The organism is Mucilaginibacter litoreus, from assembly GCF_042676805.1.
Taxonomy (GTDB): Bacteria; Bacteroidota; Bacteroidia; order Sphingobacteriales; family Sphingobacteriaceae; genus Mucilaginibacter; species Mucilaginibacter litoreus.
Window position 1 is genome coordinate 148,894 of sequence record NZ_JBHTHZ010000012.1, and the last position, 15,173, is coordinate 164,066.

The following is a 15,173-nucleotide window of genomic DNA, read 5'->3' on the forward strand; positions in this document are numbered from 1 at the left end:
GGCGAGTTACAATCAAAGTATAGTCGGTTACCATATTCAACATTGTGTCTTTCTATAACAAGCACTTTAATGGTTTCCTGGGCTTCATATTGCTTAAATAGGGCAAAAAATTATTCTTTTCAAGGTGTCATTGAAAAAGCCTATTATGAAAAACCTAAACAAATTCCATATATAACTATAAATGGCAAGGAATATAGTTTAACTTACATGAATTATAATGATTATGATACTATTGTTGCGGGGGATTACGCTATAAAAAAACCGGGGGCATTTAAATTTAAGTTAATCAAACAAAAAAAATAAGGCCTTTACGATCTGTAAAGGCCTTTCTTATAGTTTAGCGGTATCTCTATCCGTTTATCCAGCTGAATTTATACTCCAGCATTGGGTTCTTCATGCGTTCAGCTACGCGTAACAGACGGTCTGGCAGGGCCATAATGTAATCGCGCGCTTTCTCGCCGTCTTCCTTCAGGTCGGTTACGCTGGCAATATGCCAGTCGGCAATCAGCTCTTTCAATATATCCACATAGTCGATAGCTGTGTAGATGCCTAAACGTTGTGCCGCATCGGTAAAATGCCCAAATGTCTGGCCTATCTTCATGCCTATCTCGCGTAAAAAATGAGCGGGCATTACAATTTTTTTACGCATCATATCTTCAAAAGCCAGCATAGCTTCGTTTGCATCTACTTCAAAGGTACGTTCGATAAAATATTTATAGGCTTTAGCATGCCTTGCTTCGTCGCTGGCAATAACACCGCACATTTTAGAAAGCAGGGTATCACCGGCCTTTTTAGCCTGCGAAGCTACCCTGCGGTGCGATACGTTAGTAGCAAGCTCCTGAAACGAGGTGTAAATAAAGTTACGGTACGGGTCATGCCCGGTACCAATATCAAAACCATCGGCAATTAAATACTGTGTGGAAACTTCCATGGCGCGCATATTTACACGGCCTGTAAGGTAAAGGTACTTATTCAGCAAGTCACCGTGCCGGTTCTCTTCGGCGGTCCAGTGGCGGGTCCATTTCATCCAGCCGCCTTCCTCGTTATCGCTAACGCCCTCAACCATGGTCAGCCAGGATTCATAAGTAGGCAAAGCTTCTTCAGTAATAGTATCACCTATCAATACAGCAACCAGGTCATAAGATAAGCCTTGGGCACTTTCCTGCAGCTCTTTTATTTCGCTAAAAAACGTTTCCCTGGAACTATCCGGCAAAAAGTCTGACGGTTGCCAAATTGTGTCAATCGGCTTCAAGTACTCGTTCATCTTTTCAAGCATGAACTTTTCTATATGCTTCATTACCTCTCTGCGTTTTTCTTCAAAAAATTTCATATATCCTTATTACTGTGCAAAGTTAATCATTTAAGTGGTATTTATTTAGAACCAGTATATTCAATTGCTTGTTTCAGGTCACTTGATTTTTATTTATATCGGTTTAATACAATAAGCGGCAGTAAATATGTAAAGTATGCCTATTGTCTTACGGTAAGCTACTTTCTAAGGTTTATAATGTCTTCCATTTTATAACCAATACAACAGCGGTTATCTATGTCCACACAAAATGGTTGTATTTAAAAGAAAACTTTAACACCAACGTTTCGTATAAATTATATTGAAATTAACCATAAAGAAACGCCCTTATGCCGCATTCTTTATATTGAAAATGATGTTGATTTATTTTTATAAGAGGCGGGCATTGTTCCAAAACTTCATCAATGTGTGTAATTACTTTCTCAACAACCAAACGGTCATTACAAAAGCATTACCACGTTATTTTTTATTGAACAAAGCCCATAGCTTATGATCAAAAACACTCATTTGAATAATTTAGGCTGTGTTTTTATAAAAGGGTTGATCTGCCATATAACGGGCATAATCTATTTTATAAAAATTCAGCTTTCTAAATATCACCGGTTATGCTACTTAAATATGCTTGGATTGTTTTTTGCTTATTACACTCTTAAATTTAAAGCAAAACTAACAAGCAACTTAAAATTAGGTGCTGATGTTTATTTGGGTTGCTTTGGTAGTAATAAAAGCCTGATTATATTATTATTGATTAAATATTTATAATACCGAATGATTGTTCAGATTTCTAAAGAAGAGTACAGGAAGGAGATATCCAAAAAAGCATGGTATCAAACTAATAATATTATATGGTCAATTATCTGTTTATATCCCCTGTTCAGTGTAATCGACTTTATATATGCTGAAAATATCTGGCTGCAGTTTTTTATCGTACGCATTATAACGGTATTGATCGTATTAGGGCTTTATAGCGTATTTCAAACCAGGAAATACAATTACCGTACATTGCTTCATATCTGCTTTTTCCTGCTGTCTGTCACTGCGGCATTGCTATGCAATATTGTTTCCATTCAGCAACAAACCACTTATTTTCTTCTTTACGCTACAATCATTTTATTTTTTAACCTGCAAATTTTCTGGGAAGCTATAAATTCCATTATCCAGGCTTTAATAGCTTTATTATTGCTTACTATATTTTACCGCATTTTTAGTGAGTATACCATAGACCTGGTGATGAGCAACGGCGGCATACTTTTTTTCATTATTGCGTTCATATCCTGCCTTATTCCTAACGTAAGGTATAAGGTGATAGCCCGCGATGTACGTTCGCAGATACTTATCGAAAAATCTAACGAGCAGCTTAAAGAACAGAACAAAAACATCAACGAGAAAAACAATATCATCGACCGCCAGTATGAGCAGTTACGTAAGCTTGACGATCAGAAGAACAGTTTCATCAACATTGCAGGGCATGATCTGAAAAACCTGATAGGGCAGATTATTATGAGTAACAATATGCTCAGGGACGAGGATTACCGCCTAAGTACAGATCAGAAAGAATACAGTGGTTACATAGCTGAATCGGCCGAAAAGATGCAGTATATGCTTAACAAACTAATGGATGTTAAGGAGATCGAATCGCCTGAGATGAAATTTAACATGGAGATCTTTGATATTAATGCCGAAGTAACCCATGTATTTAAAGGCTTGCAGGAAACCGCCCACATGAAAAACATCCATTTAATTGATAACATTTTAAAGCTTCCGCTCAATGTTAAACTTGATAAAGTGTTTGTAGGGCAGGTTTTCCAGAACCTGTTATCAAATGCCATCAAATTTTCGCAAACCAATAACAGCATTAAGGTAGTTACCAGCTTACAGCGCCAGAAATTTGTTTTTGAAATTATTGATGAAGGCCTTGCCATTGGCCAGCAAGAGCTGGACATGATGTTCAATAAACTTAAAACCTTAAATGATGCCTCGGGCAATATCGAGAGCCGCCTGGGTTTGGGTTTATCAATAGCTAAACTGATGGCCCAGGAACTTGGCGGCGAACTTACCTATCGCAGCGATGATAATGGCAACTACTTTAGGGTTGAATTTTACGTAATAAACTAACGCTTATAACCGAACTAACTATAATATCTGATGAAAAGATTTTTAACTCTTCTGTCTTTCATACTTTTCTGCACCACTGTATACGCGCAAAACCAAAAGATCATATCATTTAAAGCGTTGGGGCATAACGATGACGAGCCGATATTCGGCATGAGCGGCGCTACATCATTTTATGTTAAAATAACGCCTCAGTACCAAATTTCAGGCAGCAAGCTGGTGATCTATCTGGAGCCATCGCAGGCTTTAGTGCGCGATAAGTCTTACGTCAACTTATTCTTAGGTAATAAGCCGGTTTACAGCGGGCACTTAACTAAAGATTCTATCCAGCGCTTACAGATCGACTTATCTCCGGCCGACGTATCTGCTGATAATTTTCTTAAAATACAGATCAAAACATCGCTGACCATAACAGACGACCAGTGCCGCGACCTGGATAACCCTGCCATGTGGGTAAAGGTTAAAAATTATTCATACCTGTCGCTTATAAAAAGTAATAAAAACTTCTTTTCAAACATCAATATAAGTAACTGCTTCGACTCTAAAACTGCCATTGTTTATAACAGCAACCCTACACTGCATGATCTGAAGGCCGTTGCATGGTCATACGCCAGGCTTAAAAAAACGCAGACTAAAAACATTGGCGTATATGATATTAAAAACCTGCCAGATAGTGTAAGAAATTACATCATGGTAGGTACGGTTAATAAACTACCTGCAGATAAGCGCTCCCTTGTAAAGGTTACGCCACAAAATAACCAGGGCTTACTTTACCTGCACAAATCGGTAAGTACGGTTACGGATACCGTAACCCGTATGGTTAACAATAATGGGCGTTTTGTACCGGTAAAAACCGTTTCACAGGAAGTTGTGCCCAACGAGATTTTATTTGTTACAGGCGGCGATGATGCTGGATACGAAAAAACCATTACCGCGATGGGCAACATGAATGTGCTTAACTCTACCTTTGGCGATTACCTGCTGATCAATAAAGCGCAAAACACATTCTTTAAAACCATCGACGAAAACCGCTCAAAACTGTCACTTAAGCAAATTGGCGGCGTCAGCGACTTTTTATCAGGCATTGGCTCACTCAAAAGCGCCTTTAACTTTAAAAACTCCGACTTTAGTTTTACACCGAAAGAAGTTGAGATACGCATTGTTGCCAATTACAGCAGCCTTAATCCCGGCGACCGTGGTTTTTTTAACATTTATCTAAATGGCTTATTGTTGAGCAGCGAAAAGCTTGATGCATCCGGCAAGCTAAATACATCAGTCACCATTAACAGGTATCAGCATCATAAATATAACACGCTTGAGGCCGAGTTTAGATTTTACCCCAACAGCGGTAACTGTAAAAACAGTTTTACCAATTACTTTGCCGAGATTGATGTAGATAAATCATACCTGGAATCTAAAAACCCGTTCATCACCAGCGACCTGAGCTTTTACCAGTATCCGGAAGCTTTTAACAGCGGTACAACACGCGTAATAGTATCTAAACCCTACGCTAAATATGCCGCCGGCGCCATGGGCGAGATCATTTATGAGCTTAACAACAACATCAACGCAAATAATTTCCCGGAGTTTTCTTACTCTGACGAAGTTAACGCATCAGATCTGAAAAAGAACAATGTGATCGCGTTGTTAGCTCAAGACGACAAGCTGATGCATGAGTTCCCGGACGCGCCTATAGATTTTGAACGGAATTTCAGGCTTTATAATACTGATAACAATACCGTAGTTTATTCGCTATCTGATACCACATCCAACGGCCTGGCGCAAATATTTTACGGCCGCAGTAATAACGCCACCCTGGTGCTTACCGCTACCGGCAAACACCTGGCCGAGGCATTCCTGGCCGCGTCAAAATCAATAACCGAGCAGTTGTCTACATTGTCCAGCAACGTATGTATATCTGATGTTAACAACAATAAGTACCTGTTCAACATTAATAAATCCAGCGAAAACCTTGAATACATAGATACCAAAAGCGCCCTTACCCGTTTTTGGGACAGCTACAACCTGTACATACTGTTAGGCATACTTGTACTCATCTTGCTATCGTTCTTATACGTACGCTCCAGGGTGCAAAAATCGCAGGAGTTGTTTAACGATTAATGATTTTTATACCAGTTTTACTGTAAGCATTTAAAAACAAGAGGATCATTAATGAGTATATCCATTCCTGAATTGTTAACCAATGACGGGTTTATCACTGCAGGTGAGCGCAAAGCGATTGAAGAATACGCTGCCGAGTCGGGGCTATCCTTCATCAAGATCGCGCTTACCTCGGGGTATATCTCACGTAAAAATTACGACCGTTCGCTCATCAATGCGGGTATAATCATCCAAGAGCATCCGCGCGATGAAGCATACGACCCTGAAGTACTGAGCAGGCTTGATCTGCCGTTTGTGCATGACCGCCTTGCCCTGCCCCTGCGTATTGAAAACGGCAAGGTGGTAACACTTATGGCAGCTCCGGACGACCAACTGGTAATCGACTTTGTAAAGTTTACTTATGATATGGAACCGGAGGTGATCATCACCTCCGACCTTGATATTACCTGGCTGAGCAATAAACTGCTTGGCGAGCGCTATGTTAAATCATCGGTATTTGAGCTGCTTAAACGCGACCCGGACAGCTCGGCCGTTGTAACCTTTTCTACCGCCCAGCTTATATTCATTTTCGTGCTGATAAGTTTGGTTGCCATAGGGCTGGTGCTGAGTTTTAAAAATACATCCATCATCATTAACGTACTTATCAGCTCTTTTTTCCTGGTAGCGATAATATTCAAACTGTTCCTGGCATTGGCAGGCTCCAGGTTTGAGCTGCACCAGGCCGTAACTCGTAATGACCTGCGGGGGATAAAGGATGATGAATTACCCATCTACACTATACTGCTGCCGGTTTACAAAGAAGATAAGCTGATAAAAAAGCTGATCTGGAACCTGCAGTCGATAGATTATCCGCGCCATAAGCTGGATATTAAGCTTTTGATAGAGGAGGACGACGATAAAACCTTCAACGCGGTAAAAAACCTCGATTTCCCCGCCGTGTTCGAGGTGATCGTTGTGCCTTTCCACATGCCTAAAACAAAACCAAAGGCATGCAATTACGGGCTGCATTTTTCCCGTGGAAAATATCTTACCATTTACGATGCCGAGGATATCCCCGATACCGATCAGCTTAAAAAGGTAGTAGCGCTGTTCAGTAAGCTCCCCGAAAATTATATATGCGTACAAAGTGCTTTAAACTATTTTAACCGTAATGAAAACTTCCTGACCAGGATGTTTACCCTTGAGTACTCTTACTGGTTTGATTATATGCTGCCCGGGCTGGATACCCTTGATATCCCTATCCCTCTGGGCGGAACCAGCAACCACTTTAAATTACAGGAACTGGTTGACCTGGGCGCATGGGACCCTTTCAACGTGACTGAAGATGCCGACCTGGGCGTACGCGCCTATGCAAAGGGTTATAAAATCGCTATCATCAACTCCACCACCTACGAGGAAGCCAACAACGAGCTCTTCAACTGGATACGCCAGCGTTCGCGGTGGATAAAGGGCTACATGCAAACTTACTTGGTACACATGCGCGACCCGGTAGCTTTATGGAAAGAAATTGGCTGGCGCGGATTTTTAGGCTTTAACTTTTTTATAGGGGCAACGCCGGTAACCTTTTTGGTTTACCCGCTGCTGCTTATAGTTTTCATCTCCTACGTAGTGTTTGATCTTTCGGGCATCCGAACGCTGTTTCCGGATTGGGTACTGTTCATGTCGATATTCAACCTTATGGTGGGCAACATCCTCATGATCTACGTAAACATGATAGCCGTTTTTAAACGCCGCTATTACGAGCTGATATTATTTGCCGTAGCCAACCCTATTTACTGGTTAATGCACTCCATAGCAGCTTATAAGGGTTTATACCAACTGGTGGTTAAGCCTTTCTACTGGGAAAAAACCAATCATGGCTTAAGTAAAGTAAACAACCCAATCAACGTTGTCAAATAAATGAAGCTTACCGGTACCATATTCCTCATTATAGTAACCATTATACTGGCAGCTTATTACCTGGTATGCGGGGTTTACCTCAATCACCTTAATTATTATAACCACGAGTCGTTATTTTATATCGAAAAAGCCCGGATCGTGTTTGAGGGCGTGGGCAACCGGCTTAAAACCATGGGCCTTACCGCGCCGCTGATACCCTTTTACGCTACTTTTATATTCACCCCGGTAAGTTATACGCTTGCGCCTGTGCTGGCATCGGCAATTGGCACGGCTGTTCTGTTTTACATAATAGCAAGTACCGTAGCCAGGCGATTGCATGACGAAGGTTATATACTGCTGCTGTTGTTACTATTCTTTGCCCACCCGGGGCTGATCTATTCGGCGGCATCCGGCAAAAATATTTATCTCATATTGATATTCTTTTTCCTGTTTTTCCTCAACCTGTTCAAATTCTATCGCTCAAATACTACCTTCCACGTATCCATAGCCAGTATATGCCTGGTAGCGCTTATATTTTGCGATTATAAGTTTGTATGGCTAACCCTGTTTTTTTTACCGCTGGTGCTGGCCATTACCATACACAGCTTAAACCTGGGCGAGCAGGAATCTATTTTCAGGCTGTTCCAGAGCTTTAACAGCCCATCATTAAGGCGTAAACTTATCAATAAAACGTTCGCGCTGTACATCATCATTTTCGCGCTGCCCCTGGTAGCGGTACTGTGCTATAAGCTGCTTAACCTTACCCACGCCAGCGACCTGAACTACTTTTCGGAAAGCCCTTACGCTACCTGGAACGTGCTGATTGATAAACTGAGCTTCGACCAGCAAACCACCAACACCAATTACAAGATACCTGAAATCTCCCTGCTGCTATCTGCCCGGGTGCTGTTGTTTTGCCCCATGATACTTATCGCTGTATACCTTTACCGCGAAAGTACCTACCAGGCCCTTACCATAATCATACCCTTCGCGTTCATCGAGTTTTTACACATTAAATACGATAAGGTTTTTTTGGCTTACCAGTATTACCTGATGTTTATTATACTGGCCTATTTGAGTGTGATTTTAAAAGCCCGGACGGTAAAAAACCAAAAGGCATTTAAAATTGTGCTGCTGTGCGTCATTCTTTTCCAGCTTTATTTTGGCTGGTATTACCTGCGCACATCAAGCATCCCCGAGGAGCAGAACTTTACAAAAGTACTGGTAGACCGCACGGAGGATAACGTAGAATCGGACGATATTGAGATTGCCGGCTACCTGAACAGCCTGCCATCAGAAGCCAGGGTACTGGCCGACGACGCCATTGCCTATCCTATCATCGCTTTTACGACTGATATTAAATCCATGATCATGCCGTACCAGGGCAATTTTCTGAGCGCGCTGGAGTCGCCGGATAAGTATGTGGATTATGTTATTGTAGCCACTGCCGATAACAATGTGGCCGGATACACGCAACTGAACAATAAGTACATCACCACCATCCGCAAAACTATTCCCGACTTAAATTTCCGCAAGGTATTTGAAACCCACGACTGGACGGTTTACCGCGTGATCACCAACGCCAGCGGCAGCGAGTTTGGAAGAATGTTGGGGAGGTAGTTTTTTTGTAAACGTTCTTTCAGCGCATTTCGGCTACAGTAGCCCCGCTATCTGCTCATACGCCGAAGGCCTTAGGCGCATGGCAGGTATTTGCTGCTATCGGGTTTAGATTGAATTGGGGATTTAAACAATTTATCTTACCGAGCTTTGTCATTCATTGTTTAGATGAGGAATCTCTTTTGTTGATATAGTTATTCTTTGTTAATTTACAATTATTACCAATATGATTCTAAAACTTCTTAAGCCTAAACAATCGTTAAATAAAGCCTATCTCAAGGAAAAGATAAGCCGTAATAATATCGAATTATTTAAAACTCAGTTTACAGAATTATTAGATAAAATTAATGCAAAAGGAGATGAAGAACATCTAAAATCGCTTATTGCAGATTTTTTAAAGCTTACTTGGTATAACAACTCACAGCATCAAATAAATCCAATTGCTAAGAATGATTTAGTTATTCATACCGGGAAATCACCTAATGACCCATTCGCAGCAATATTAGAAGTTAAGCGACCTGGTAATACTAGCGAAATGATATCTGCCAGCAACGCCAACCTTAAGGCTTTTCATGAACTTGTATTATATTATTTGGATGAACGGGTATCTAATAACCGTAATGAGCTTAAGCAATTAATAATTACTAATATTTATGAATGGTACATTATTGATGCTAATGAATTTGACAAAAAGATATATCGTAATACAGCTATCAAAAAGCTTTACGAGCTAAAAAAAGCTGATGGCAAAGATAACCCATGGTTTTATGATGAATTGAAAAAGCTGCTAACTGCAAACGAGGGACTTTCATTTGAAGCTACATTTTTTGATTTACTTGATTATAAAAAGATTTTAATTAATACGAGCAATAAAGATGACAAAGGCCTCATTGCATTATATAAAATACTTTCTCCAGTACATTTACTAAAACTGCCTTTTGCCAATGATAGTAATACACTTCAACCTAAATTTTATTCTGAATTATTACATCTAATTGGGCTGTATGAGTACAAAGAGGGAAGTAAAAAGCTAATAAGTCGAAAAAAAGATGGAGAACGCAACGCTGGTTCGTTATTAGAAAATACTATTGTACAATTAGATAGCCATGATAAAATATCGCGACTGGATAAACCATCGCAATACGGAGATACTTATCAGGAGCGCTTATACGCTGTTGCGCTTGAACTGGTAATTACCTGGATTAACCGGATATTATTTTTAAAATTGCTGGAAGCCCAACTAATCAATTACCATAAGGGCGACCGCAGTTATACTTTTTTAAACACAGATAAAATCAAAGACTTTGATGATCTTGATAAATTGTTTTTTAGAGTACTAGCTAAGATACCTGCTGAACGAACTGGAGATATTCAAAGGCTTTTTGATAAAGTACCGTATTTAAACTCTTCTTTATTTGAGCCAACCGATTTAGAGCATCAAACACTTTTTATAAATGGCTTAGAAGATTTTGTACAATTGCCAGTTTTGAGAACAACGGTGTTAAAAGATGCAAAAAGCAAAATACTTAAAGGAAATTTAAATACGCTCGATTACCTTTTCGCTTTTTTAAATGCTTATGATTTTAGCAGTGAAGGAAGCGAAGAGATACAAGAAGATAATAAAACGCTGATAAATGCCTCGGTATTAGGGCTGATATTTGAAAAAATCAACGGTTATAAAGACGGCTCATTTTTTACACCTGGCTTCATTACCATGTACATGTGCCGGGAAACCATCCGCAGAGCGGTGGTACAAAAATTTAATGAAGCCAAAAGCTGGGAATGTAAAAACTACAGCGAAATATATGATAAAATAGCAGATAAAATAGAAGCTAATAGCATAATCAACAGTCTTAAAATATGTGATCCAGCGGTAGGATCCGGACACTTTTTAGTATCAGCCTTAAATGAGATTCTTGCTATAAAAAGCGATTTGAAGATATTACTCGATCAAGATGGCCGTACTTTAAGAGATTACAGTATTACGGTTGAAAATGATGAGCTAATTATCACCGATGTTGATGGTGATATTTTTGAATATAACCTAAAAAGTAAAGAAAGTCAGCGCATCCAGGAAACACTTTTTCACGAAAAACAGATCATCATTGAAAACTGCCTTTTTGGTGTAGATATTAATCCCAATTCTGTAAAAATTTGCCGGTTACGCTTATGGATTGAGCTATTGAAGAACGCCTATTATAAAGCTGGCGGGAATGAGTTGGAAACCCTACCTAATATCGATATCAATATTAAAGTTGGAAACTCCTTAATAAGCCGTTTTGCATTAGATGCCGATTTAAAGCAGGCGTTAAAAAACACTAAGTGGAACATTAACGATTATAAAATAGCAGTTGGCGCTTATAAAAATGCAACTAATAAGGCTGAAAAGCGTGAATTAGTAACACTCATTGAAAGTATTAAAACTAATTTTCGTTCATCTATAAGTCGTAATTCAAAAGAATATAAAGAGTTAAGTAAGTTACGCGGGCGACTTGATAAATTGTTAAGTACTAACGAAGATCTTTTTGGTAACAAAAAAAAAAGTAAAAAAGATTTAGAACGGGAGCAACTTAGACTGACGCGTTCTATACAAAAACAAGAAGAAATCATTAATGAAATCAAAAACAACAAAATCTATGAAAATGCATTTGAGTGGCGTTTTGAATTTCCCGAGGTGTTGGATAATGACGGACTTTTTGTTGGATTTGATATAGTTATTGGCAATCCACCATACGGAGTTTCAATTAATGTTGGCTTAGCAACTTCAGAAAGTTACATTCTATTTTATATTCAAGGAATAGACATACTTAAGACTAAGGGGCAGTTAGCATTTATAACGCCAGATAGTTGGGCGATTAATAACAACGCCATAACTTTACGTAACAAATTCGTTAGTGAAGGCATGCTTTATATTATAAGAGATGTATATAAAGTTTTTCAGGATGCGCCAGATGTATGGTGTAATATTCTCTTTTTTAATAAGTCTGTTTATGATGGCCTTCTACAAATTATTAGAGACAAGCCTTATGATCAAAAATGGTTTAATTTTATAACAAATTGGTTACGATTTAAATCATTGAAAGGCTCGAAATGGTTTATAAACATAAACGAAGACTTTGATAACATATTCAGCAAAGTAGATAAAAATGAAAAAATAAGTAGTTTTTGTGAAATTAACAGAGGTTATAGCCCTACTCCTAACGAGAAAAATCTTGTGACAACTAAAACACAAAGACAGGTAATTGGTGGTGAGGACTTTGGAAGATATAGTTATAAAATAAAGCCCAAATACTTAATAGATACTTTTCAAAAAAGCAAGGATTCTATAAAACAAACATTACAAAAACCGTTTATTGGTATACAAAGGATAAGAACAAATAGTTTAAATTTTGAAAGCAGATGGTTAGTATGCCAAATATTTAATAAGGGTTATGTCCCAATTGATTCCATTAGTTATTTAACAAATAAATCAAAATATCACCTAAACTATTTTCTTGCTATTCTTAATTCTAACCTAATAAATAAGTACTATAAATTTCATTATACTGATAAAAATGTTAAACCACTTTATCTTAATGAATTGGGTTTTGCTATACCAACTGATGATATACATCTTAAAATAGTGAGAGATGTTGATGAAATATTGCAATTGAAACTTAATAATCATGATACCGCTGATTTGGAAAAGGAAATTGACGGATTAATTTATGATTTATACAATCTAACAGCTGAAGATATTAAAACTATAGAAGGTACAGGAAACCTTTAATTAAAGTTTACATTTAAATAAAATACTAATGATGTCAGAAGGTAATATTTTTATAAGTCACTCTAGTAAAGATCAGCAAATTGTATCTGCCTTTATCGAAAAAATACTCAATTTGGGATTGGGAATAAACAGAGATGATATTTTTTATACATCAGCAAAAGATACTGGTCCAAAAAGTGGTGTTGACTTTAAAAATACCATTAAAGAGAGAATAGTTACTTCTGTTGCAGTTATACAGATAATCACTACTAGTTACAAAGAAAGTGAAGTTTGTTTAAACGAAATGGGTGCGGCATGGGTGCTCACTGATAATGTAATTCCATTTATTTTAGAACCAATACATTTTGAATCTGTAGGATTTATACACAATACAACTCAGATTCTAAAACTTAATGAACCTGATGATTTATTTAAATTTCAGGACGATCATCCTGAGTTGTATACAAAAAAAATAAGTCAATCTAATTATCACAAACAAGTGTACGACTTCATTAAATTTTTAAAAGAAGGGAATTATAGATTTGGTGGGCATGGGCGCTTCTAATCATAAAGTTACTTCCTCATCAACTTATTAACACTTCCCAACGAAACATGCAACTCTTTACTTATTTGCCGCTGAGTAAGTCCTTTAGCTGCCAGTTCGGCTACTTTTGGTGCTGACAGGTCGCGGTTCAATAGTTTACGGGTACGCAGGTGCAGGCGTTCGTGGCTGTTGCCTTTAAACTGTACCTGCAAAAAGTTATGTGGTTTGGTGATGCGGCAAAGGCATACATTGTCTTCGCCGTAGACCTGCCCGGTGCTTCGCTGTTTGATTTGTTTGAGGTAACGCAGCTGAAGGTCGGCGCTGCTGGTGCCAATGGCAAAGGCGCTATCGGCCAGGTTGATGAGCAGTTTGCTGCCATGCAGATCGTTAGCCGAGAGCGGCGCGCCGGGGTTGCGGCGCTTAGGCGTGTGTGCCAGTACCAGGATGGATAGGTTATAGTCGGTTTTAAGCGCTTTAAGCTTTTTGATAAGGCTAAGCGCCACCGCGGCGTTCTCGGTGCCGCCGCGCAGGCAACTGATGTTGTCTATAACGAGCACGGTGGCCTTTACCAGCTTAATTTTATACTCAATGCCGGCAATAACATCATTATCATAGTTGCTGTACTGGTCGGCAAGGATATTATCGGGGTTAAACTGTGCACGGAAAAAATTATCGTTAAACGTATAGTCGTCCCCGGCATGGGTATAGCGCTGATAAAATTGCCTGGTAGAAAGTTCAAAGTCAATATACAGCACTTTAGTGGCCCCTGCGTTCAGGGCGAACGGCGCGATAGGCTGTCCACGGGCAATACTGTCGCCAATCTGAACGGCCAGCACGCTTTTGCCAACGTTGGTATCGGCAAACAGGATACAAAGTTCGCCCTGGTGCCAAAACTCGCCAAAAAGCATTTTAGATTCGGGCTCACGTTCGCCAAGTTCCATCCAGCGGTTGCCTGTCCCGACAGTAAACAGGTAGCGGCATGCCTCAGGGTCTGAAAGGGATGCGTTCACCTGCTTTTTTCTTTTAGCAGGGCGGTAGGTTAAACCCCTGGCCTCGGCGCGTATCCTTTCTATATACTCCGGCCGTTCGGCTGTATGGTATGGTGTCATGTTTTTAAGTTTGAATGGGTAATAAAAGCTGGGATAATGTCCGGATGATTTTAACTGTACCGAACATCCGACTGATGGTTCAAAGAGTACGGAATGTACCTTATACACAAATATAACCTTTGTAACTATGATAGGTGGTGACAGTGTTATGTCAGTGCGGGTTATCGAACCATTAACCCGCTTTGACAGGTCTTCGGCAAGCTCACACGGACACACTTATTGATTCATGGTGAGCCCACCTTTTGTCATGGTGAGCCTGTCGAACCATTAACCCGCTTTGCCAGGTCTTCGACAAGCTCAGACGGACACTTGATTAATGTTGAGCCCATTTCTTGTCATGGTGAGCCTGTCGAACCATTAACCCGCTTTGACAGGTCTTCGGCAAGCTCAGACGGACACTTATTGAGTCATGTTGAGCCTATCCTTTGTCATGGTGAGCCTGTCGAACCATTTAACAGCGCTGACGCGGTTATGTCACCAATATTTTGATAGATCTGATGCAGAGCGGTTTGCGCGTGTTCACGTTGTTCACCTGTGTGTTCGTGAACATGGAGTTAGGTGCGGCTTGCGGTGATGGGGCAGGCAACCCGCAACCCGCAACAGGCAACCGCTTTAAACGCAGAAAACCCTTCATCTTTTGGATGAAGGGTTACTGATAAAGGGTGGCACCGACCTACTCTCCCACATTTTACTGCAGTACCATCGGCTCTGGCGGGCTTAACTTCTCTGTTCGGA

At 39.7% G+C, this 15,173-nt stretch carries 9 protein-coding genes and 1 rRNA gene; 7 read left to right on the top strand and 3 right to left on the bottom strand.

Going from position 1 to position 15,173, the window contains the following annotated elements; genetic code table 11:
• Positions 1-69: 69 nt before the first annotated feature.
• Positions 70-303, top strand: a complete 234-nt coding sequence (locus ACFQZX_RS13435) for a hypothetical protein (RefSeq protein WP_377116155.1) — start codon at positions 70-72, stop codon at positions 301-303.
• Between the two features lie 46 nt (positions 304-349).
• Here the strand turns inward: ACFQZX_RS13435 and ACFQZX_RS13440 are convergent, their stop codons facing one another.
• Positions 350-1,330, bottom strand: a complete 981-nt coding sequence (locus ACFQZX_RS13440) for an acyl-ACP desaturase (protein WP_377116157.1) — start codon at positions 1,328-1,330, stop codon at positions 350-352.
• A 747-nt stretch (positions 1,331-2,077) separates the two neighbouring features.
• Here ACFQZX_RS13440 and ACFQZX_RS13445 point away from each other — a divergent pair.
• The 6 genes from ACFQZX_RS13445 (at position 2,078) to ACFQZX_RS13470 (ending at position 13,350) form a co-directional block, all read left to right on the top strand.
• Entirely contained in the window at positions 2,078-3,424 is a 1,347-nt protein-coding gene (locus ACFQZX_RS13445; RefSeq protein ID WP_377116159.1) for a sensor histidine kinase, read from the top strand.
• Positions 3,425-3,454: 30 nt separating this feature from the next.
• Complete coding sequence (locus tag ACFQZX_RS13450) at positions 3,455-5,542, top strand: cellulose biosynthesis cyclic di-GMP-binding regulatory protein BcsB (protein WP_377116161.1); 2,088 nt, start codon at positions 3,455-3,457, stop codon at positions 5,540-5,542.
• Positions 5,543-5,593: 51 nt separating this feature from the next.
• Positions 5,594-7,441 carry a glycosyltransferase family 2 protein gene (locus ACFQZX_RS13455; protein ID WP_377116163.1) on the top strand — a complete coding sequence of 616 codons (1,848 nt, stop codon included), beginning with the start codon at positions 5,594-5,596 and terminating at the stop codon, positions 7,439-7,441.
• Entirely contained in the window at positions 7,442-9,040 is a 1,599-nt protein-coding gene (locus ACFQZX_RS13460) for a hypothetical protein (protein WP_377116165.1), read from the top strand. It begins immediately after the preceding gene.
• Positions 9,041-9,263: 223 nt separating this feature from the next.
• On the top strand, positions 9,264-12,806 hold the full coding sequence (locus tag ACFQZX_RS13465) for a type IIG restriction enzyme/methyltransferase (protein WP_377116167.1): 3,543 nt from the start codon (positions 9,264-9,266) through the stop codon (positions 12,804-12,806).
• A 28-nt stretch (positions 12,807-12,834) separates the two neighbouring features.
• Complete coding sequence (locus ACFQZX_RS13470; RefSeq protein WP_377116169.1) at positions 12,835-13,350, top strand: toll/interleukin-1 receptor domain-containing protein; 516 nt, start codon at positions 12,835-12,837, stop codon at positions 13,348-13,350.
• 8 nt (positions 13,351-13,358) lie between these two features.
• On the opposite strand, the gene ACFQZX_RS13475 is transcribed toward ACFQZX_RS13470, so the two are convergent.
• Both ACFQZX_RS13475 and rrf read right to left on the bottom strand, forming a co-directional pair.
• Positions 13,359-14,438: an AAA family ATPase gene (locus ACFQZX_RS13475; protein ID WP_377116171.1), complete on the bottom strand. Its 1,080-nt coding sequence runs from the start codon at positions 14,436-14,438 to the stop codon at positions 13,359-13,361.
• Between the two features lie 660 nt (positions 14,439-15,098).
• A 5S ribosomal RNA gene (gene rrf, locus ACFQZX_RS19510) occupies positions 15,099-15,173 on the bottom strand; the annotation flags it as partial.